This is a genomic window from Sorangium sp. So ce295 (genome assembly GCF_051527405.1).
Taxonomy (GTDB): domain Bacteria; phylum Myxococcota_A; class Polyangia; order Polyangiales; family Polyangiaceae; genus Sorangium; species Sorangium cellulosum_B.
The window spans coordinates 12,829,583-12,851,384 of record NZ_CP150324.1 but is presented as its reverse complement, the minus strand read 5'-3'; the positions used below and the strand labels follow the sequence as shown (position 1 = coordinate 12,851,384).

Sequence of the window (21,802 nt, the reverse complement as noted above, 5' to 3'; positions counted from 1 at the left end):
GTTGATGCTATCAACGAGCCTCCGCTTTGCCCCTCCACGAGGACGAGGATGGACGGTAAATTCCTGAATATTATCCTGGTCGAGGACGACACCGTCGACGTGATGAACGTCCGGAGGGCGTTCGAGAGGGGCAAGATCACGAACCCGCTCTGGGTGGCGGGCGACGGCGTGGAGGGGCTCGATCTGCTGCGCGGCAACCAGGTGCCCAGGGATCGGCGCCTCGTCCTGCTCGACCTGAACATGCCCAGGATGAACGGCATCGAGTTCCTCCGCGAGCTCCGGGCCGACGTCTCGCTCCGGGCGACGCCCGTCGTCGTGCTTACGACGTCGAACGACGATCGGGACAAGGTGGACGCGTACGATCTGAACGTCGCGGGCTACCTGCTCAAGCCGGTGACGTTCCTGAGCTTCGTCGAGCTCATGACGGCGCTGAACCGTTACTGGACGCTCGTGGAGATGCCTTGAGCCCGAGGTCGGTGCGCCTCCTCGTCGTCGACGACGACACGGTCGATCGGATCGCGATCTTGCGTGCGCTGCGGAGCGGCCGCGTCGACGCCGAGATCAGGGAGGCCGATTCCGTCGATTCGGCGCTCGCGGTGCTGTACGAGCAGCAGGTCGACTGCGTGCTGCTCGACTATTACCTCCCCGGGGGCGACGGGCTCGCGGTGATCGAGGCGGCGCGCAAGGCGAAGCTCACGGCGCCGTTCATCATGCTGACCGGGCAGGGCGACGAGTCGCTCGCGGTCGATCTGATGAAGCGGGGCGCGGCCGACTACGTGCCGAAGAACCTGCTGACGCCCGAGCGGCTCGTGCAGAGCCTGCGCCACGTCCTGCGGCTGAGCGAGGTGGAGCGCCGCGAGGAGGAGGCGCGCAGGGCGCTCGCCCGCCACGCGAGCCAGCTCGCGCAGCTCACCGAGGCGACGCTGCGCATCCACCGGTCGCTCTCGCTGAACGAGCTGATCCAGCGCACCACCGACGAGGCGCGGGCGCTGCTCGACGCGGGCGTCGCGGCCTCGCGGCTGGCGGCGCGGGGCGTGGAGGAGCGGCCTTTGACGGGCATCTCGCTGTCCGAGGAGTACGCCGCGCGGGAGGACCGCGACGGCATCCGCGAGGTCGCGTTCGGCCTGATCGAGCGGAGGAGCACCAGCGTCCGGCTGACGGGCGACGAGATCGCGAGCGATCCGACGTGCGCCGACGTGCTCTCGCGCGCGCCGGCGGAGCTCCTCCCCCGCTCGCTCCTCGCGGCGCCGCTGCGCGGCCGGGACGGCCAGTGCATCGGGAGCATCCAGCTGCTCGATCGGCGCGACGGCCCCTTCGTGGAGAGCGACGAGGTGCTGCTCACCCAGCTCGCGCAGTCGGCGTCCGTCGCCCTGGAGAACGCGCGGCTCTACAACGAGGCGCAGGCCGCGACGCGCGCCCGCGATGACCTCCTGGCGATCGTGTCGCACGATCTCCGGAACCCGCTCAACACGATCGCGATCACGGCGTCGCTGCTGCGGAGCGATCTGCTCCAGCGGGAGGACGGCGACGACGACGACGCCGTCCAGCTCGTCGACCGCATGGACCGCGGCATCCAGAGCATGACGCGGCTCATCGAGGATCTGCTCGACGCCTCGCGCATCGAGGCGGGGCGGCTCGTCGTGTCGCCGAGGGTGGAGCGGGGCGGGACGCTCGTCCGCGAGGCGATCGACGCCGCCGCGTCGCTCGCGGAGGCGAAGGGCTGCCGGGTGACGCAGGGGCCGCTCGACGCGGGCCTGGAGGTCCTCGCCGACCGGGATCGCGTGCTCCAGGTCTTCTCGAACCTGCTCGGCAACGCGCTGAAGTTCACGCCGCGGGGCGGCGTCGTGAGCGTGTCGCTATGCCGGGTCGCCGACAGCGCGCGCTTCTCGGTGGCCGATACGGGCCCGGGCATCCCGCCCGAGCACCAGCCGCACCTCTTCGATCGCTACTGGAAGGCCTCGCAGGAGTCGCGCACCGGGGCGGGGCTGGGCCTCTACATCGCGCGCGGCATCGTCGAGGCGCACCACGGGACCATGGCGGTCGAGAGCGCCCCGGGCCAGGGGACGACGATCCACTTCTCGCTGCCCCTGGCGAGCTGAGGGGCGTCAGGGCGACGGCGGCGAGCCCCCTCGGCCGATCCCGGGGAGGAAGCGGCCGACCTTCGCGCAGTAGGCCGCGTACGCGCCGCCGTGGGTGCGCAGGAGGTACGGCTCCTCGACGAGGCGGACCTGGAGCTCGATCGCGACGACCAGCGCGACGAGCGAGGCGAGCGCGGCCGCGTTCGGGAGGATCAGCAGCAGCCCGAGCGCGGCCAGCATCATGCAGCTGAAGACAGGGTTCCGCACCACCGCGAACGGGCCTCCGGTCACGAGGCCGGTGCGCTCCGCGTCGCTGACGCCGATGCGCCAGGACGCGCCCATCGCGCCCTGGGACCAGAGCGTGCCGAGCGTCCCCGCGATCGTCATGGCCGCGCCGAGGCCGACGAGGGGCGGGCCGGGATCGGCGAGGGGCCCGATCCAGGCCGCGAGCTCCGCGACGGGGGCCAGCGCTCCCAGGACGAGCGCGATCACGAAGAGCACGCCGCCGAGCCACGGCAGCGACCCGGGTGGCCCCGAGATGCCGCGGAAGCCCGCCGATCCTGTCGCGCGGAGCTGCCTGAGCGAGCGCCATCCGAACGCGAGCGCAAGGTAGATCCCGTAGAGAACGAGGGCGAGCCAGGGTCGGTTCATGTCGAGCTTTCCTGTCGATGGGTCAGCCGGTAGAGGACCGGCAGGACGAGCAGCGTGAGCGTCGTGGACGAGAGGATCCCGCCGATGACGACCGTCGCGAGCGGGCGCTGCACCTCGGAGCCGGTGCCGGTGGCGAGCGCCATCGGGACAAAGCCGAGCGCCGCGACGAGCGCCGTCATGAGCACGGGGCGGAGCCGCGCGATCGAGCCGTGGAGCACGGCGTCGTCGAGCGCCTCGCCGCGCTGCCGCAGGTTCTCGATGAACGTCACCATCACGAGCCCGTTCAGCACGGCGACGCCCGAGAGCGCGATGAAGCCCACGGCCGCCGAGATCGAGAGCGGGAGCCCGCGGCCCCAGAGCGCGAGGACGCCGCCGGTGAGCGCGAGCGGGACGCCGGTGAAGATCAGCGCCGCGTTCCTGAGCGTCCCCACGGAGAGGAAGAGCAGGCCGAAGATAAGCCCGAGCGCCCCAGGGACCACCACGGCGAGGCGCCGCTGGGCGGCGAGCATGTTCTCGAACTGGCCGCCCCAGGACATCCAGTAGCCCGGCGGGAGCTTGATCTCGGCGTCGATCCGCGCCTCGGCGTCGGCGACGAAGCCGCCGAGGTCGCGCCCGCGCACGTTGCACTGGACGACGACGCGGCGCTTGCCGCTCTCCCGGCTGACCTGGTTCGGGCCCTCCTCCACGCCGATCTTCGCCACCGCGCCGAGCGGCACGAACGCCGCCCGCTCGGGCGCGCCGGCCGCCGCGGCGATGGTCGGGCCGCTCGGTCCGGTCGCGTGGCCCCCCTTGCTCCGGAGCGGGATCGGGAGCCGGTCGAGCGCCCCGATGTCGCGGCGGATGGAGTCGGGCAGCCGGAGCACCAGATCGAAGCGCTTGTCCCCCTCGAAGACCTCGCCGGCGCTCACGCCCCCGATCGCGGCCTCGACGACCGCCTGCACGTCGGCGACGTTGAGCCCGTAGCGGGCCACCATGCGCCGATCCACGTCGATGGTCAGCACCGGCAGGCCCGTGACCTGCTCCACCTTGACGTCGGCGGCGCCCGGCGTCGCCCCGAGGAGCGCGCCGATCCTGCTGGCCTCCTTGAGCATCACGTCGAGGTCGTCGCCGAAGACCTTGACCGCGACGTCGCTCCGCACGCCGCTGATGAGCTCATTGAACCGGAGCTCGATCGGCTGGCTGAACTCGTAGTTCTGCCCCGGCAGCTCGTGGATCACCGCCTCGATCGCCTCGGCGAGCTCCTCCTGCGTCTTCGCCTTCTTCCACGCGCTCCGCGGCCGCAGCATCAGGTAGGTGTCGGAGACGTTCGGGCCCATCGGATCGGTCGCGACCTCGGCCGTCCCGGTCCTGGCGAAGACGTGCTCGATCTCGTCCGGGAACCGCTCCCTGAGGAGGCGCTCGAGCTGCGCCTGCATGGCCACGCTCGTCGTGAGGCTGATCGACGGGATGCGCGCCGGCTGGAGCGCGAGCGCCCCCTCGCTCAGCTTGGGGGCGAACTCGCTGCCGAGCCCCGCGGCGACCAGGCCGGAGGCGGCGAGGGCGACGCCCGCGATCGCGACCACGATCGGCCTGTGGGACAGCGCCCAGGTGAGCGCCCTCCCGTAGGCGCGCTTCGCGTGGTGAAAGAGGAGGTTCTCCTTCTCCGACACGTTGCCCTTGAGGAGCAGCGCCACGAGCGCCGGGATGAACGTCATCGACAGGATCGTCGCCCCCGCGAGCGCCAGGACGACCGTCTGCGCCATCGGCCGGAACATCTTCCCCTCGATGCCGGTCAGCGTGAGGATGGGCAGGTAGACGATCGCGATGATGAGCTCACCGAAGATCGTCGCCTGGCGGACCTCCTGGGACGCCTCGTAGGCGAGGTCGAGCCGCTCTTCGCGGGTGAGCACCCGCCCGAGCCGGCGCTGCTCCTCGGCGAAGCGCCGCACGCAGTTCTCAACGATGATCACCGAGCCGTCGACGATGAGCCCGAAGTCGATGGCGCCGAGGCTCATCAGGTTGCCGCTGATCTTGCTCTCGACCATCCCGGTGACGGCGATCAGCATCGAGAACGGGATCGCGAGCGCCGCGATGAGCGCGGCCCGGAGGTTGCCGAGGAGGAGAAAGAGCACAACGACGACCAGCGCCGCCCCTTCGAGAAGGCTGTTCCTGACGGTGCTCAGGGTGGCGTCGACGAGGTAGGTGCGGTCGTAGACGGTCTTGACCGTCACGCCCGCGGGCAGCGACTTGTTGACCGCCTTGATCTGGTCGTCCACCCGCCTGGAGACGGCGCGGCCGTTCTCCCCGACGAGCATGATGGCCGTGCCGATGACCGCTTCTTCTCCGTCCTCGGTGGCCGCCCCCGTGCGGAGCTCCTGGCCGACGCTGACCTCGGCGACGTCCTCGATCCGGATCGGCGCCTCGCGGTGGTTGCCGACGACGATGCCCCGGATGTCGTCCTCGCTCTGCACGAGGCCCGTGGCGCGGACGAGGTACTGCTCGCCCTTGTGCTCGATGTACCCTCCGCCCGCGTTGGCGTTGTTGGCCGCGAGGGCCTCGAGCACGTCGCGGAACGAGAGCCCGTAGCCGACGAGCTTCGCCGGATCGGGCGAGACCTGGTACAGCCGCTCGTGGCCGCCGATCGAGTTGACCTCCGTTACCCCCGGCACGGTCCGGACCTGGGGCCGCACGATCCAGTCCTGGATCGTGCGTAGATCGGTGAGGTCGTACGGCTTGCCGTCGGGCCGCCTGGCGTCCGGCGCGGCCTCGAGGGTCCACATGTAGATCTCGCCGAGGCCGGTCGCGATGGGGCCCAGCTGCGGCTCGCCGAGCCCTGGCGGCAGGCTCTCCTTCGCGGCGCCCAGGCGCTCGGCCACGAGCTGCCTCGCCCAGTAGATGTCGGTGCCGTCCTCGAAGATCACCGTCACCTGGGAGAGCCCGTAACGGGACAGCGAGCGCACCTGCTGGACGCCCGGGATCCCGCCCATGGCCCACTCGATGGGGAAGGTGATCTGGCGCTCGACCTCCACGGGAGAGAGCGCCTTCACCGACGTGTTGATCTGCACCTGGACGTTGGTGATGTCCGGGACCGCGTCGATCGGCAGGCGGGTGAAGTTGTAGGCCCCGAGCGCGCCGACCGCGAGGGTGACGGCGACGACGAGGAAGCGATGGCGGATCGAGACGGACAGGAGCCGCGAGAGCAAGGTGAGCATGGGGTCCTCGCGCTCCTCAGTGCTGGTGTCCGGCCTCGGATTTGCCGAGCTCCGCCTTGAGGATGAAGCTGTTCTTGCCGACGTAGCGCTCGCCTGCGGCGACGCCGGCCTCGATCTCGACGACCGGCGCGCCGCGCCGCGGTTCGGCGGCGGGCCCCCCGCCCGCGCCCTCTGCCGCGAGCGCCACCCCGCTCGTGCCACGGCGCCCGATCTTCACGGGGCGGGCCTCGAAGCCGTCGCCCTCCTCGACGAAGACGACGTCCTTGCCCTCGACCCGCTGGATGGCCTCGTCGGAGACGACAACGGGCGCGGCCGCCTCCTCGACGGCGATGTCGGCGGTCGCGAAGAGCCCGGGGCGCCACGCGGCGCCCGGGCTCTGGAGGACGACGCGGGCCACGGCGGAGCGGCTCTGCTCGTCGACGACCTGCCCCAGGTACGCCAGCGTGCCCCGCGCGCTCTGCTCGATCCCCTCGGCCTTGACCCAGGCCGTCTGGCCGATCCGCGCGCGGCTGAGGTCCTTGGCGTAGACGGTGACGTTGACCCAGATGGTCGACAGGTCGGCGATCACGAAGACCTGGGTGTCTTCCTTGAGCACCTCGCCGATGGCGATGTGCTTCTCGATGATGGTGCCGTCGATGGGGGCGACCAGCGCGTAACCGGTGCCCTTGCCCGCGCCCGAGCCTGCGGCGGCGCTGAGCTTCTGGGCAGCGCTGCGGTGCTCGATCCGCGCCTCGGCGACCGCCTGCCTGGCCGCGAGGTACTCCTTCTCGGCCGAGATGCGCTCCCTCCAGAGCGCCTCGTGGCGCGTGAAGCTCGCCTCGGCGAGGGAGAGGCGCTCCTTGGCCGCCAGGAGCTCGCGCTGGAGCTCGGCGAGCTCGCGGCTGTCGAGCACCGCGAGCACCTCTCCTCGCGTGACCGTGTCGCCCAGCTGCTTCTTCACCTCCCGCGCCGTCCCCGGCACGCGGGGCGTGACGTGCGCGATGGCCTCCGCGTTGAGCGCGACCTCGCCGGGGAGGGTGACCGTCACCGCGACGTTGCCCGGTCCGGCGGTGAGCATCTCCAGCCCGGCGTTCTGGATCATCGCGGGCGACAGCTTGAGCCTGTCGCCGTGGGCGTGCGCTTCCCCGGGCTCGTCCGGCGCGTGCTTCTCCGCGCGGTCGTGGTCGTGGTCGTGATCGCCGTCGTGGCCATCGCCGTGCGCTCCCTCCTTCTCGCCGTGCTGATGCCCGTCGTGCTCCTCGTGGCCGGCCTCGCGGTCGTGCCCGTGGCGTCGATGCTCGACGCGCACCGTGATGGCGACGGCCGCGACGACGAGCGCCAGGACGGCGGCGGCGATCGCGGCGATCACCTTCGGGGAAAGCTCTATCTTTCGCGGGGGAGCGCTCATCGGGGCGCCCTCCCCGCGGCGACCAGGAGCTCGATCTTGGCCGCCGCGTGCGCGTGCTCCGCCTCCAGCAGCGCCGCCTCGGCGTCGATGACCTCACGCCGCACCAGGAGGACGCTCGCGAGATCCTTCTCGCCGAGCTCGTACCCTCGCGCCGAGATCGCGGCCGCCTGTTCCATCAGGGTGGCCGTCGGTGTCAGCGCCTGGAGGGCCTCTTTCGTCGCCTTGTAACGCGCGTAGAGCTGGGCGATGTGGCCCGCGGCGCCGGTCCGCGCGGCCTCGGCGCGGGCCTGGGCGACGTCGATCTCCGCGGCGGCGGTCGCGGCGCCGGCGCGGTTGGCGTTGAGGATCGGCAGCGGGATCGCGAGGCCGAGCATGCCGATGTTCGCGCCGTCGTCGCGCTCGACCTGGGCGACGACGTTGACGGTGGGCCACCCGGCCGCCCGCTCGCGCTCCGCCCTGGCCCGCGCGGCGTCGACCGAAGCCTCGGCGGCCCCGACATCGGGGCGCCGCCCCAGGTCGCCGAGGATCGACGCGAGCGGCGGCGGATCGTCGGGCGGCACGAGGGGCCCCTCCACCGGGGGCAGCTGCTGCGCTGCTCGCAAGGGGAGGCCGAGCAGGCCGAGGAGCGCCGCCTCGTCGGCGTCGCGTGTGCCTTCCGCCGCCTTCGCGGCAGCCTGGTCGCGCCCTCTCTGGAGCGACGCCAGGGCGACATCGACCTCCGGCACCTCGCCTGCCTTGCGCTGGCGCTCCGCGGCGGCGTGGAGCCGCTCTGCGAGCGCGACGCGGGCGCGGGCGAGCTGCACCTGCCGCTCGCCCCGGAGCACGAGGGCGTGCTGGAGCAGGGCGGCGAGCAGGACGCGGCGCCGGCCGTCCTCGGCGTTGATCTCGGCGGCGCGCTGCTCGGCCTTCGCGGCTGCGATGCGCTCGCCTCGCTGGCCGCCGAGCTCGATCGGCCACGCGAGGGACGCCGAAGCGGCCACCGGCTTGCTCCCGTCGGGGTTGAGCCGAACGCCGCCCATGCCGGTCAGCACGGGGTTCTCCAGGGAGAGCGCGCCTGCGGCCGAGGTCGCGGCGCGGGCGACGCCGGCCTCCGCCGTGGCCAGGCGCGCGCTCGGGGCTGCGCGGGCGAGGTCGGCGACGCGGGCGCGGGTGAGGGGCGGCTCTGCGGCGAGGGCCGCCGGTGGCGCGATCGACAGGAGGTGCAGGGCGAGCGAGGAAGCGACGAACAGACGGCGCACAGGGGGACGGAACATGGACGGACAGCCCTCGAGCGCTTGGAGCGCTCGCGCGAAGAACCGCGGTTGTGCCCGGTCAGGATCGCGTGAGAGGGCCGAGCTCACGGCGGCGCGGCGCAGGGGCGCTCAAACGCCTGTGCGCTGCTGCCGTGCTCGCGGGTGCGACACCTGACGAGGGCGCCTCAGGCGCGCGGGCGTCGGGGTGGCCGTTCGAGGCGGTGAGGGAGGCTGCGCCCTGGCATTTCCGGCAGCGTCGACGCGGCGATCTCGTACGCCTCCAGGAGGATGTAGGGCAGCGCGGCGCCGACGGACAGCGTCATGGGGATACGGCCACAAGCGCAGTCGCTGCAGCTGGGCGGACAGTCCTCGTGGGAGCTGTCCGGCGCCGCGTCCTCCTCGTGATGGGCCGACGACGCCTCGAGCATCGGGTGCTCGCAAGCGATCGTCATGCCGAGCGCCTGGAGGGTGTGGCCCTGCGCCAGGAGACCGACGACGAGCAGCACCGGGAGCGCGGCGCGGATCCAGCGAAGGATCGCGCTGCGGTCACGATGGGGTCGCCGGACGCGGAACATCCGATGCGAGCGTGGGGGAGGACCAGACGGGCGTCAAGGAAGGCGTTCGGTCGAGCCCGACCAGGCCGCTCGGCGACCGATGCAAGCCTGTGCACGCCGTCGACGCGCGCCCGAACGGAGGATTGAGCAGGAATGCGCACGACACGGTCATCGCGGCACCCCGGACTCCACGCTGGAACATGCTGAGTGGACCCTCCACGAACAGCATGGGTCCGCCTTCAAAGCCCCCCTGCCGCGGACACCTCGCGCGCACACCCCGATGGATCGATTGGCGTGGACGCCAGTGCGATGGGCACATGAACCATCGTCCGTACCGCGCGAGTCTGCGAGGATCACCTGGACCTGACGGCCAGCGAGGGGCCTCGGGGGCAACCGCCGAAACGACACGTCGGCCAACCGCTCGGAGGAGCCCTGAGGGCTCCCGGGCGCGCTCTCCTGTTCCTCCCCGGCGCGAGCTCGTGTGACATCCGCCCCGAACAGGCGGTCTGTCGCACGCCCCTCCCCGGAGCGCCACTCCCCACGCGGTATGTGCTGCCCGCATGCATCGCCCTGCGTCCAGCTGGGCGCAGACGAGCGCTCAGCGGTGCCAGGGCAAGCCGTCGAGACCCAGACGCGCGCTCCGAAACCGGGCGGCCCCGTCAAGACACAAGGGCAGCGTCACCGGCACCGCACACGAGCCGAGGGAATGCGCTCAGGCGGGTGTGCACAAGGAGTGGAGAACGAGGCGTCGAGAGAGAGACAGGGAGTGCGAAGGGGGGGACTTGAACCCCCACGGTGTTACCCGCTAGCACCTCAAGCTAGTGCGTCTGCCAATTCCGCCACCTTCGCGAGTGCGGTTGCGGGACGGAACCTACCCAGCTGGCCGGGGAAGTCAAGCTAATCCTCACAACGTCGTCACACGGCGCAGCGCCCGCGCTGGTCAGCCGGGCGTGGCGGCCTCGCGGCCTCGGCCGATCGCCGGCTGCCACGGCGACGCGCGCACGATGCGGTGCGCGCGCCAGAGGAGCACGCCCGCACGCACGGAGCGCCGCGCGCACCTCGCCCGCGGGCTCTTCAGCGGACGAGCGCCTCGACGATCTCGCGGATCTCGAACGGCTTGCGCACCCAGGAGACGCCGGAATTCGCGGGGAGAGGATCGGCGCCGGCGCTGCCGGACATGACAACGAGCCGCACGTCCGGGTTGGCCCTGCGCACGGCGGAGACGGTGCCGAGGACGTCCTGCTGGATCGGCGAGATGTCGAGCAGCGCAGCCTGGAACGGCCCGGAGGCGAGGGCCCCCGGGAGCTCGACCGCGCTCTGCACGCTGACGATGCTCGCGCCGCGCGCGGTGAGCGCCGTGTCGAGCAGATCCACCACCGCGTCGTCGTCCTCGACCACCAGGATCCTGACGCCGTCGAGGATCGTCCCGTGCTGCGGCGGCGACGTCGTGGTCCGGGGCACAGGCGGCTTTTCCTTGGCTCCTGCTTCGCCGGGCGGGGCGTCGGCGGGCGGCGTGTCCTCGACGGGCCAGCGCAGCTCGAAGCGAGCGCCCTCCTCCGAAGGCACGAGCGCGAGCGCGCCGCCGGCAGCGCTCGCCAGCGCTGCGGAGTGGCGGAGACCGATGCCCGCTCCGCCAGGCCGCGTCGAGACGCCGGAGCTCAGCAGCGTCGCTCGGCGCGACGGCGGAACGCCGGGCCCCTGGTCCGCGACGCCGATGACGACCGCGGCGCCCTCCAGCCTGGCATCGACACGGACGGACGAGCCGCGGGGCGACAGCGCCACGGCGTTGAGCAGGAGGTTCGTCAAGATCTGCACGACCGCAGCGCCGTTGCTCACGCCGGTGCGCGCGACCGTGGGCTCGATCACCGCGCGGAGCGCGATCGCCGAGCGGCGCGCCTCGGGCTCGAGCCCCATCACGGCGTCGTCGATGACGTCGGCGATCAGGCGCGCCGGCTCCCCCAGCGGCCTCGACGCGACCTCGCCGTCGCCGGCCGGACGCCCCTCGGCGCCGATGGCCCGCCGGATCAGGCGGCGAGCGTCGCGCGCGCGGGACGCGGCGACGCCGAGCGCGCGGCCGAGCTCGGGGCCTTGCTCGCCCTGCGCGCGCTCGATGCAACCCACGATGACCGTGAGCGCGTTGGAGACCTCGTGCAGCGCGATCGCGAGCTCCTGCGCAGACGGAAGCGAGGTCCCGGTCGCGCGCTCCTCGTCGGCGCGCTGGCCCAGGTCGCCGCGCGGAGGAGGCGCGAGGGTCAGGCCATCCTCGGTTGAAGGCTCCGATGTCCCACCGCGCGTCGGCTGCGCCACGGGCGTTAGCCTATCTCGCTCCGCGCTGGGCTGGTACCGCCCTTTTTCGCTCCGACTTCACCGGGACATCGATGGGGGGAGCGGCAGTACATAGGAGCCATCGGCCGCCGACCGGGTCTCGCCGATCTGGATGCCCCTCGTCTCCTGCGCTGTCGCGCCCTGGACCGGCAGCCAGGCCACGACCGTGGCGTCGCCGAGCCGGGCGCCCGAGGCGTCGCGGGCGACGCCCTGGAGCACGGCCGGGAACGAGATGGCGAGCTCGAGGTCGGTGACCGCGGCGTCCATCGCAGAGACCGTTAGGCGCGGCCTGACGAGCCACGGGTAGGTGGAGCCGGGTGCCGGGCGGACCGAGAAGTCGAACTCCCCTGGGTCGATGCCGATCGAGAACGCGCCGTCACGGAGGACCCCGGACGCCTGCCGGGGCAGCAGCGGCCCGGGCGTCAGCACCTGGCCGATGTAGGGCGTGATCTGGCCGCGGGCAGGGACGGCGAACACGCTGGCGCCGTCCATCAACTCGCCCATGGGCCCCTGGACGCGGCCGCGCAGCGTCCCGGCCTCGGGGATGACGACCGACTGGCCGCAGTAGCAGTCGTCGCCGGCGGCGAACTTGAGCGCCTGCTTGACGGCCGCCTTGGTGGTGTCGTTGAGCGGCTGCGCGAAGAGGACGTACTCGCCTGGCGGGAGATCGGCACGGAAGAGGCCGTTCGCGTCCGTCTCGGTGTCCAGCTTGTAGGCGGCGGTGGGCGCCCTGTCGATGATGGCGCTCTGGATACGGACGGCGGAGAGCACCGGGTTGCCGTTCACGTCGAGCGTCTGACCTTCCACGCGGCGCGCCGCCGCGTCGAGCTGGAGGAGCGACAGGTCCAGGTTCCCCGTGGAGCCCTGGAGCGCGAGCGCAGCGAGCTCCCAGTAGACCGTGGGCCTCGGCACTCCGTCCTTCGGACGCAGCCGGATGAGCGGGCTCCTGTCCTTGTCGGTCCAGTAGAACTTCACGCTGAACCCGACCTGCGTCGCGGTCGCCTGCGGGTCGGGCTCGGCCTGTTCGAGGAGACCTACCTGGGAGAGGGCGCTGCCGGTCACCGGGTCGACGAGATCGAGCTTCCACCCGTCGACGCGCACGCCCTCGGGCACCTGCAAGCTGCCCTGGAGCACGGCGGGCGCCTCGGCGTTGATGCCGAGCGTCCACTGCTCGGGGACCACCTGGTTCGGCAGGAAGATCGGCGGGGGGATGTCGGCGAGGCAATCGGCGCGCGCCTGCGGCATCAACGAGATGTGGTAGTCGCCTGCGGGGATAGAGAGCTGGAATCTCTGGCCGTCGATGCCGTCCGGCTCCGAGAGCGTCGAGTAGCTCTGGGTGGGCAGGCCCAGCATCGGCGCGATGCGCCGGAACTCGACCTTCACGGGGAACTGCCCGCCGGTCAGGGGAGGCAGGCCGCCGGTGCGGTTCTCGCAGTAGGAGCCGCCGAGGCGCACCGTGGCCTTCACGCTCGCGGGCATGGGGATCGTGAGATCGACGGAATGCACCTGCCCGCCAGGGTCCTGAGGAGGGAAGCCGCTCGCTGCATCGACGGCGAGGAGATGGGAGACCTCCGCGCCCAGCTCGGGCGAGGCGCGCGGCCGGATCTCGAGGATGAGCCCGTCGAGCTTCGCGCTCGTCGAGACGCACGCGCGTTGCCCGCTGACATCGGCGCAGGTCGCCCCCGGGCCGCACTCGACCGACCCGTCGCAGGCGTTCATGGGGGCGGACTCCGCCATTTCGAGGGGAATGCCGCAGGCCACCGAGGTCGCCAGGCTGGCGAGCAGCGCGGCGCACACGACGTGTCGCGCGCTCACCGCGCCCTCCTCGCCAGGGACGCAGCGCGCGCAGCGCGGAGCAGAGACCGCCCCCGTGGCGGTGCGGCGGGAGAGCGCCGCGGCTCCGCGGAGACGCCGGCGACCGGTGGCCGCCGAGCTGATGAGAGCGACGCGCGGAGCCCGAACGGGTCCGCACCCGAGCAGGCGCAGGGGAAAATCACACCCGAACGAGAAGGCGATGTTCGTGCCAATCGACAGACGGCGTTCCGGGCAGCGTGCGGCGTGCATCCGCTCGACAGGGCGCCGCGCAACCCGCGGCGGCGCTGTGACAGCGCTGTCGCGTCGAGACGGATGCGCCGATGCGGCCACCCCGCACTCATCGCAACCAGACGAAGCACGGACATGCACACGGGAAAGCTCGGGTGAGACGGGACACGACCGGGCTCCGATCGGCGCTGCGGGGGCGCGAGGTCTGCGAGGAACATGACGCCACCGACGTCCGCGCAGCGGGTGCCGCGACGCCTACGTGCCTGCACGGAAGCGCGAGCTTCCCGTGTCGACCCGCCGGAGTGAGGGCACCGTACCGGGCTGCCATCGCGCTTCGGCGTACTCCATCCGCGTCGCGAGGCGTACGAGATCGGCGATCTCGGGGACCGCCGCGCAGGCCGCGGCGAGCCCTTCGGGGTCGGAGAGCGGGACCGCCAGCTCCAGGCCGCGCTCCTTGAGGGTCGCGCGCACGGCCGTGGCGACGTTGCCCGCGGCGAAGAGGCCAGCGCGGCGCATCGCGGTGCGGGTCGTCTTGACGGCCCCCTCGTAGGTGATCTTGTCGGCGCTGTCGCAGATCTCGCGGAGGCGACGCTCTGCGCGCGGGGGGATGAGCTGCCAGAGGTTCTGCTCGAGCCGCACCACGGCCGGGTTGCCGCGGGCGCTGTGCGCGGTGGCCTCCAGGGGCCCGAACGCGGCGACGATGGCGGAGAGCAGCGTGCGGAGCTCGTCCTCCGAGCTGGTGTTCACCAGGACATGCTCGGGCATGGCGCCAGCGAGCTGAGCGCCGAGCAGGTAACGCAGCTCGGGGGTGTCCTCGCGGACCTCGCCCCGCAGCAGCACGGCCGGCGGGTTGACCCGGATGATCTGCCCCTCCGGCGGCGACGGAGCAGGCAAGGGCGCGCGCTGGTGGAAGAGCGCGGTGCGCAGGAGGCCGAGGTGAGCGGCCATGACGCCGTAGATCTCCCCGAGGAGGGTAGGCGATGTCGGCTGGATCCGCTCGGAGGGGACGAGCCCGGACTGGCCTGCGTCGCGGCGGTAGAGGCCCGTCTCCCAGACGATCGCGAGCGCCTCGTTGACCGGCGACTCCAGATCGCGGAAGAGCAGCGCGCTCACGAGCTCCGGCGCGTCGCGCTGCGCGGCGAGGGGCGCCGGCGTGACGACGCCCTCGCCGGGCCGGTCGGACGGCTCGTCACCGTCGAAGGCGCGCAGCACGTGCTCGATGGCGCGGGCGTAGGTCATGTTCTTGTCGGCGATCGCGGCCGCCTGGAGGCGCTCCAGGGTGCCCCGATCGCCGAGGCGCAGGTGGGCCTGCATCCGCCGGACCGCCAGCGCCTCCCGGGAGCGATCGTCGCGCGGAGCGAAGCTCTTGATGAGCCGCTCGCCAGCGTCGTACGAGCCCGCGGCGAGCTCGCGGAAGAGCGCTGCCTCCTCGAAGCTCTCGGCCGCGGACGGCGACCACGCGGCCACGAGCCGCGTCGCGGAGGAGGGCGGCTGGATCGACGCCGGGGCGGAGACCGGGGGCCCGGGCTGCGGCGCGCCGGCGCCGGAGCGGCTCGACGCGGCGCCGCCGCGCGCGGCGGTGCTCTCCGCGGCACCTGACACGGCGCTCGGTGACGGCGCCGGCGAGGCGGCGGTGCTCGCCGCCCCGTCGAGCAGATCGTCGTCCGACACCGCGGGAGAGGTGGATTGCGACGGGTCGTCGGTGATCAACCCCTCGTCGAGCGGGTCATTGAGCTCGACGAGATCGATGTGCGGGTTGCTCGAGGCCGGCGCGCCGCCGCTCGACGGCGCGCGGCTGCTCGCGGGCCCGACCCCGCTCGACGGCGCGCGGCTGCTCGCGGGCCCGACCCCGCTCGACGGCGTACGGCTGCTCGCGGGCCCGACCCCGCTCGACGGCGCGCGGCTGCTCGCGGGCCCGACCCCGCTCGACGGCGCGCGGCTGCTCGCGGGCCCGACCCCGCTCGACGGCGTACGGCTGCTCGCGGGTCCGACCCCGCTCGACGGCGCGCGGCTGCTCGCGGGTCCGGCGCCGCTCGCCGTCGACGCAGCGCTGGGCGGCGCCTCTGGCGCCGCCTGGACCGGCTCCGCCGCGGCCGCCCGGAGCGTCGCAGCCTGGGACACTTCCTCGGGAGGCAGGGTCGCCCGCTCGCTGGCCAGCTCGGCGTTCAGCTCGGCGATCTTCAGCCCCAGCGAGCGATCCGAGCCCGCGAGCGCCGTGGCCTGCGAGAGGATCTTCGTTGCGCGATCCGGGTCGCTCGACACGTGCAGGCGCGCGAGCTGCATCAGCGCGCGCGCGCGATCGATCCCCGAGCTCTGCGCGGCGAGCTCTTCGAGCGCCTTCCGGGCGGCCTCGGGCTCACCTCGCGCAGCCGTGAGCTCCAGCTGGCGGCGCAGCGCCAGCGTGCGCGTCTCCGGCTCCGCCGCGGCCTCCTCGAGCAGGCGCGCGGCCGCCTCGAGATCGCCGGCGTTCTGAGCGGTCTCGGCGGCGGCGAGCGCGACCCGACCGCGCGCGCGCATCCCCTGGAGATCGCCGCCGAGCGCGCGATCGAACAGCGGGAGGGCGGCGGAGAAGTTCCGCTTCAGGGCCAGGCGCTCCGCCATGCCGAGCGCGACCAGCGTGCTCGGGCCGACCTCGGCGTGGCGCCGGGTCAGCTCGCGCATGCCGGCGCCGTGGCCCTGGATGACGTCGAGCGTCTCGGCGAGCAGGAACGCGTGCAGATCGACGTGCGCCGGGCGCAGGCGCGGCGCGATGCGGCCGAGCTCCTCCACCGCGGCCTGCGCGTCGCGCGGCGTCCCGGTCCCGCGCAGGCGATACTCGATGCGGCGCGCCTCGAGGACGGCGTCGGGCGAGTCCGGCGCGAGCTTCACGGCGCGGCGAGCGCGCTCGAGCGCCGTCGCGTCGTCCCCCAGCATCGACGTGGCGCGCGCCGCCTCGACCAGCAGCTGCGCGCGCCGCTCGGGGGCGTCGCGCGACGCGCTGGCGAGCTGATCGAGCGCCGCGGCGAGCGCGTGGCCGTCCCCCTCCCGGCGGGCGATCTCGACGCGGAGCTCGATCACGGCCTCGCGCGGCGCGATGCGAGCGACGCTCTCCAGCGTGTCCTTCGCGGACTCGACGTCCCCGCCGCCGAGGTAGCTGCTGCACGCGCGGAGGCTGTACTCGGCCCGCTCGTCGGTGGTCGTCGCGAGATCGCCCAGCCTGCACCAGAGCGGGGCGGCGCGGAGCGGCGTCCCGAGCCGCTCGTGGATGTCCGCGAGGAACCTCAGCGCGCTCACGTCGTCCGGCGACGCCGCGAGAAGGGCCTCCAGCTCGGCGCACGCCTCGTCGAGGAGGCCGAGGCGCTGCTCGAGCAGGGCGGCGCGCCGGAGCCGCAGCGCGCGCCGCGTGTCCGGCAGCGGGGCCGCCTCGATGCGGCGCGCGAGGAGGGCGGCGACCGCGGCGTGATCGCCGCGGTCGCTCGCGTCCTGCTCGACGACCTCGACGGCGTGCATGTCGGTGAGATCCAGCCGGGCGATCGCCTCGTAGAGCGCCACCGCGGCGCCGCGATCGCCGAGCTCCTGGGCCAGCGGCGCGAGCTCGCGGAGCACGACCAGCCGCTCCTCGTCGCCGCTCAGGATGCCCTGGAGGCGCGTGAGCACGTCGAAGAGCCGCTGGCGATCGTCGGTGCTCCGCGCGAGCCGGATGAGCTCGTCGATGTGCGCCGTGTCGAACGGCGTCCTCTGGGCCGCCTCCAGGAGGAGCTCCACCGCGCCATGGAGATCGCCGCCGGCGGCGAGGATGCCGGCGTGCTCGCGCGTCAACGCGAGGCGGACGGCATCCGGCAGGTCGATGCGCGCGAGCTCGGACTGGACGAGCGTCTCGAGATCGGCGCTGCGACGCTCGGCCGCGTACAGCCGGCGCAGCCGGGTGACGACCTCGTCGCGCGTGTCGCCCACGAGCTGCCCGCCGGCGAGCGCCCGCTCCAGGGCGACGGTGGCCTCGGCGCGCTGGCCCTCGCGCTCGTGTTTGTCGGCGAGGTGCAGCAGCGCCTCGAGGCGCCGCGCGACCGGCAAGGCGTCGTCCAGCGAGCGCTTCAGCGCCTCGTCCCCGCTGACCTCGACGGCCCCCTCCGCCTCGTACGCGAGCGCGTCGTCCTCCGGCGCGCGCCGGGCGGCCTCCACGAGCAGCGCCGCGGCGACCGGCGGCACGTTCAGGGCGCCAGCGAGCTTGCTCGCCCACCTGAGCAGGCCGGGACCGACGCTCGAGTGCGGCCTCATCGCCGCGGCGTACACCGCCGCGACGAGGTGCGACGCCGGCTCGGTCTGCCGCGCGAGCTCGCCGACGATGTCGAGGAGCGTCTGGAACTCGTCGACGTCGCCGTCGGCGAGCATCGCGCGCTCGATCGCGGCGAGCGCGAGCGCGGGCGCGTCGAGGACGGCGACGGCGATGCGCGCCATCGCGAGCCCCGCGCGGGCCCCGTCGGGGCCGTCGAGCTTCGCGATGCTCGCCTTGACCGCGCGGTCGAAGCGGATGGCCTCGACCTCCGGCTGCCCCGTGCACGCGATGAGATCGCGGATGGCGGCGCCGACGTCCTCGACGAGCGCCGCGTCCGGGCGCACGACCATCGCGCGGAGCAGGATGTCGAGGCGCAGCCGGAGGCCCTCCTCCGTGCGGCCGGTGAGGGCCGCGGCGCGCTTCAACCACGCGTTGCGCGACGCCGGATCGGCCGTCGTCGCGACCCGCTCGAGCGCGCGCACGGCGTCCGACGGCTCGCCGACGTGCTCGGCGAGCCGAGCGAGCAGCACGTACGAGGTGCCCTCGGTCGGGACCGCCTCGAAGCTGGCCACGGCGTGCGCGAGCGCGAGCTCGAACGCGCCGCGCCTCTCCAGCTGCCGCGCCGCGCGGTAATGGGCGGCGCGGCGGCCGTAGCAGCCCAGGGCCGCGTCGGCGAGCAGCCGGTAGGTCTTGTCGAGGACGACGATGCCGCCATCGGCGTCCGCCGATTTCTCGACCAGCGCCACGGCGTCCGCGCGGAGGGGATCGAGCTCGATCGCGCTCGCCGCCGCGGAGAGCGCGCGCTCGGGCAGGCCGTGCTCGTGCGCCAGGTTGGCGGCCTCGATCAGCAGGGTGGCGCGCCTGCGCCGCTCGGGCCCGACGTCGCCCGACCACCTGTTCTCGTCCGCGCCGGGCTGCGCCCCCGTCTCGCTCCGCGCCTCCGCGGCGCGCGCGACGATCGCCTCGATCGCCGCCTCGACGCCCGCGAACTCGCACATGTCCCGCGCGTAACGCTCGGTGCCGCCGCTCGGCGCGAGCTCGCTCGCGCGGAAGAACGCCTCCTCGGCGCCCCGGTGATCCTCCGCCAGGTCCCAGCGCAGGCTGCCGAGCTCACGCCACGCGGCCGCGGCCTCCGCCGCCGCGCCGGCGCCCTGCGCGGTGAACGCCCGGGCCTTCGCCTCGGCCAGCGCGATGGCGCCGTCGGAGCTGAGCCCCTTCACGTCGAGCAGCGACGACTCGAGGCGCTGGACCCGCGCGAGGATCTCGTGAGGATCGGCCTGCACCGCGGCTGCGCGCGCGAGCTCCTGCGCTGCCCCGTCCGGATCGCCGCCGTCGAGCCGGCAATCGGTGAGCATGAACATCAGCTCGGGGGCGTGCGCCGCCGTGATCTCGACGGCCAGCCACCGCTCGAGCACGGTCACCGCGAGGTGAGGGTCGCCCGCCCGGCGCGCGAGCTCCAGCAGCCGCTCGCGCAAGAGCGGGTTCTGCGGGCCGAAGACGTCGAGCGAGCGCCTCGCGAGCGCCGTGCCGCGCTCGGGATCGAGGTCGTAGAGGGCGTGCAGCGCGCTCGCCAGCGCCGCCGCCATCTCGCCGAGCGGCTTGGGCTGCGCCAGGATCCACGCGAGCGCGTCCGAGAGCCGGGCCGCGTCGCCGGCGGCCGCGGCGCGGCGGATGAGCTCCGCGGTCGCCTGGGGGCACCCTGGCCGCAGCGCGAGCCAGCGCTGGGTCCACGCGAGCGCGAGCGGCAGCTCGCCCAGCGCCTCCAGCGCCCTCGCGAGGCCGTCGCAGAGCGCGCCGCGCGGGAACACCGTGGTGATGGAGCGCTCGATCGCGGCCGCCACAGCCCGGTCGACCTCGAACGGAGGCGCCTCGCCGGCCTCCGCGGCGGCGGCGAGATCTGCCGTGAGGATGGAGGCGAGCGTGGCCACGGCGCGCGCGGACGACGGATCGGCCTCGCAGGCGAGCAGCGCGACCTCGCGCGAGAGCGCCGCCTCGCGCGCCCGCTGCGTCCGGTGGTAGAGCGCCGCGGCGATCGAGAGCAGCACCGCGCGCAGCGCCGGCCAGACCGGCGCGGCGAGCTGCACGAGCGCGTCGGCGCGCTCCCGCAGGCGCCCGGTCCGCGTGGCCAGCACGAGCGCGGCGCTCGCCGCGCCGCGGTGCCCCGGGGCCTCGCCGAGCAGCGGCAACACCTCGTCGAGGGCGCGGGCGTCCTGGCCTTGCCGCCGGGCGATCGCCGACAGGAGGAGCCTTGCGCGCACCAGCTCGACCCGCGTCAGCGAGGCCGCGCGGATCGCCTCGGACCTCGCGGAGCGCGCGCCCTCGGCCTCCGAGGGCGCCCGCGTCGCCTCGGCCAGCCGCGCGCGGAGCAGGGCGTCGAGCGCGGCGCCTCCCCCGGTCCGCCGGCTCAGCCGATCGAGCGCCAGCAGGCAGCCGCGGTCGGCCGGCAGCGCCCGCGAGAGCCCCACGAGCGCCTCCTCGTAGGCCGCGCGCTCCTTCGGGCGGCCGCGGTAGATCACGACGAGCCGGCGGAGCGCGTCGATCCGCCCCTCGGCGGTGTCCGCGCCGCGGAGCGCGCGCTGCGCCGCGGCGAGCGCCTCGTCCTGCCCCTTGAGCCGATCGGCGATCCGCTGGAGCCCTGCCTCGGCGTGCGTCGGGTCGCCGCCGACGTCTCTCAGCGCCTCGAGCGCCCAGCGCGCGAGGCCGGGGTCGCCGATCTTCTCTTCCGCGAGGCGCGCGAGCTCCGAGAGCGCGTCGATCCGCCCCGCCGCGTCCTCCGTCGCCCTCGCGTCCGAGCCCTCGCCGATGCGGATGAGCGCCTCGACGAGGGGCGCCATGTCGTGCAGCGTGGCCGCGTGGTCGCGCAGCGCTGAGCGCGCGGCGGCGCTGCCGGAGTCGCTCGCCGCGGCCTCGATCCAGGCCTCCACGGCGCGGTCGGGGCTCGCGAGCGGGCCAGCGTGGAGCCGCGCGAGCGCCACGTACGCCTCCGCCCTCGGCGCCCCGACCCGCTGCTCCGCCCTGAGCTCGATCCGCGCGGCGACGAGCTCGTAGAGCCCCGCCTGCTCGAGCACCTCGTCGATCGCGCGGGCGGCGTCGCCGTCGATCGCCCCGTCGAGGCCCGCGTCGAGCACGCACCCGACGGCGCGCGCCCAGTCGCCCTCGTTCGTCGCGCCCTGGAGCCGGTGGCCGTGCACCTCCATCGCGCGCCGCAGGGCGGAGGGGCCAGGGGCCTCGCCCTCGCCGCGAGGCGCCCGCGCCGCGAGCGCGTCGGCGTGCGTCCGGAGCACCTCGTCGGCCGCGCCCTGCCGGCTGCGCAGGAACAGCGCGGCCGCCATGGCCTTGGCGGCCATGTCGTCGTGAGGCGCGATCTCGAAGGCGCGCAGGCGATCCTCGAACGCCGCCTCCCGCTCCCGCGCGGCTTCGCGCCGCTTGGCCGCCTCCAGGTATGCCTTCGCCGCGGCCGCGGGGAACACCTCGTCCGACGCCCAGGCCGCGATCGTGCCGAGCAGCTCGCTCGCCATCGCGTCGTCCGGGGCGAGCTCGCTCGCCTCTTCGAGCGCGTCGACCGCGCCCGCGACGTCGCTGGCGCGCGCGAGGAGCACGGCGATCTTCACCAGCATCCGCGCCGTCGCGCCGGGCGGCTGCGCGTCGTCGCGGAGGCCGCGCAGCGCCGCGGCGGCCAGGGCTGGCTCGCCCAGCCCGGCCAGCCAGCCGGCGAGCTCGCTCCTCATCGCCGGATCGTCGCCCAGCGAGAGCGCCCGGCGCGCCAACGTCGTCGCCTGGTCCAGCTCGACGCCGCGCGCGGCGAGGATCCTCGCGAGGGCGAGCGCCGCCTCGCGCTCCCCTTGCGCGTCGCCGGCGGCGCGGCGCTCGTCCACCCGCGCGCGCCAGTAGGCCTCTTCAGCCCGCGGGCCGCGGTGGCGCGACACCGGCGCGATCGCCCGGGCCCCTGCGAGGACCAGCTGCCCCGCAGAGGCGGGTCCTGCAGGATCCATCAGCTCCGGCGAATGCAGCGACCTCCTCGCGCCCGACGCTGATGCTGCCCGATCCGGAGGTGAAGAGCTCATTTCGGCGACCCGCTTCGGGTATGCT

10 protein-coding genes and 1 tRNA gene are annotated in these 21,802 nt (G+C 74.0%); 2 read left to right on the top strand and 9 right to left on the bottom strand.

Features of this window, described 5'->3' with window-relative positions:
* The first annotated feature begins 48 nt into the window (after positions 1 to 48).
* Both WMF11_RS48495 and WMF11_RS48490 read left to right on the top strand, forming a co-directional pair.
* The gene (locus tag WMF11_RS48495; RefSeq protein WP_437547580.1) at positions 49 to 465 is read left to right on the top strand and encodes a response regulator; all 417 of its coding nucleotides are present in this window, start codon (positions 49 to 51) and stop codon (positions 463 to 465) included.
* A complete protein-coding gene (locus WMF11_RS48490; protein ID WP_437975601.1) occupies positions 462 to 2,099 on the top strand; it encodes an ATP-binding protein in 1,638 nt (545 codons plus the stop codon). Before WMF11_RS48495 ends, WMF11_RS48490 begins: the two co-directional genes overlap by 4 nt.
* 6 nt (positions 2,100 to 2,105) lie before the next feature.
* On the opposite strand, the gene WMF11_RS48485 is transcribed toward WMF11_RS48490, so the two are convergent.
* The 9 genes from WMF11_RS48485 to WMF11_RS48445 form a co-directional block, all read right to left on the bottom strand.
* Positions 2,106 to 2,729 carry a methyltransferase gene (locus WMF11_RS48485; protein ID WP_437975600.1) on the bottom strand — a complete coding sequence of 208 codons (624 nt, stop codon included), beginning with the start codon at positions 2,727 to 2,729 and terminating at the stop codon, positions 2,106 to 2,108.
* Complete coding sequence (locus WMF11_RS48480) at positions 2,726 to 5,920, bottom strand: efflux RND transporter permease subunit (RefSeq protein WP_437905801.1); 3,195 nt, start codon at positions 5,918 to 5,920, stop codon at positions 2,726 to 2,728. The genes WMF11_RS48485 and WMF11_RS48480 overlap by 4 nt, the downstream gene beginning before the upstream one ends.
* Before the next feature lie 16 nt (positions 5,921 to 5,936).
* Positions 5,937 to 7,307 (bottom strand): efflux RND transporter periplasmic adaptor subunit, encoded by a 1,371-nt coding sequence (locus WMF11_RS48475; RefSeq protein ID WP_437975599.1) that lies wholly within the window; start codon positions 7,305 to 7,307, stop codon positions 5,937 to 5,939.
* The gene (locus WMF11_RS48470) at positions 7,304 to 8,560 is read right to left on the bottom strand and encodes a TolC family protein (RefSeq protein ID WP_437975598.1); all 1,257 of its coding nucleotides are present in this window, start codon (positions 8,558 to 8,560) and stop codon (positions 7,304 to 7,306) included. Before WMF11_RS48470 ends, WMF11_RS48475 begins: the two co-directional genes overlap by 4 nt.
* Before the next feature lie 164 nt (positions 8,561 to 8,724).
* Positions 8,725 to 9,114, bottom strand: coding sequence for a hypothetical protein (locus WMF11_RS48465; RefSeq protein ID WP_437905799.1), 390 nt, complete (start codon positions 9,112 to 9,114; stop codon positions 8,725 to 8,727).
* A gap of 746 nt (positions 9,115 to 9,860) precedes the next feature.
* Positions 9,861 to 9,942, bottom strand: a tRNA-Leu gene (locus tag WMF11_RS48460).
* Positions 9,943 to 10,167: 225 nt separating this feature from the next.
* Positions 10,168 to 11,400: an ATP-binding protein gene (locus tag WMF11_RS48455; protein ID WP_437905798.1), complete on the bottom strand. Its 1,233-nt coding sequence runs from the start codon at positions 11,398 to 11,400 to the stop codon at positions 10,168 to 10,170.
* 57 nt (positions 11,401 to 11,457) lie between these two features.
* Positions 11,458 to 13,233 (bottom strand): carboxypeptidase-like regulatory domain-containing protein, encoded by a 1,776-nt coding sequence (locus tag WMF11_RS48450; protein ID WP_437975597.1) that lies wholly within the window; start codon positions 13,231 to 13,233, stop codon positions 11,458 to 11,460.
* Positions 13,234 to 13,716: 483 nt separating this feature from the next.
* The gene (locus WMF11_RS48445) at positions 13,717 to 21,705 is read right to left on the bottom strand and encodes a hypothetical protein (RefSeq protein WP_437975596.1); all 7,989 of its coding nucleotides are present in this window, start codon (positions 21,703 to 21,705) and stop codon (positions 13,717 to 13,719) included.
* Between the last annotated feature and the right edge of the window lie 97 nt (positions 21,706 to 21,802).

Bases quoted from the DNA above. Each gene is read 5' to 3' on its own strand.
- WMF11_RS48445 (WP_437975596.1), bottom strand. From the start codon at position 21,705: ATGGATCCTGCAGGACCCGCCTCTGCGGGGCAGCTGGTCCTCGCAGGG.
- WMF11_RS48485 (WP_437975600.1), bottom strand. From the start codon at position 2,729: ATGAACCGACCCTGGCTCGCCCTCGTTCTCTACGGGATCTACCTTGCG.
- WMF11_RS48495 (WP_437547580.1), top strand. From the start codon at position 49: ATGGACGGTAAATTCCTGAATATTATCCTGGTCGAGGACGACACCGTC.
- WMF11_RS48480 (WP_437905801.1), bottom strand. From the start codon at position 5,920: ATGCTCACCTTGCTCTCGCGGCTCCTGTCCGTCTCGATCCGCCATCGC.
- WMF11_RS48475 (WP_437975599.1), bottom strand. From the start codon at position 7,307: ATGAGCGCTCCCCCGCGAAAGATAGAGCTTTCCCCGAAGGTGATCGCC.
- WMF11_RS48465 (WP_437905799.1), bottom strand. From the start codon at position 9,114: ATGTTCCGCGTCCGGCGACCCCATCGTGACCGCAGCGCGATCCTTCGC.
- WMF11_RS48470 (WP_437975598.1), bottom strand. From the start codon at position 8,560: ATGTTCCGTCCCCCTGTGCGCCGTCTGTTCGTCGCTTCCTCGCTCGCC.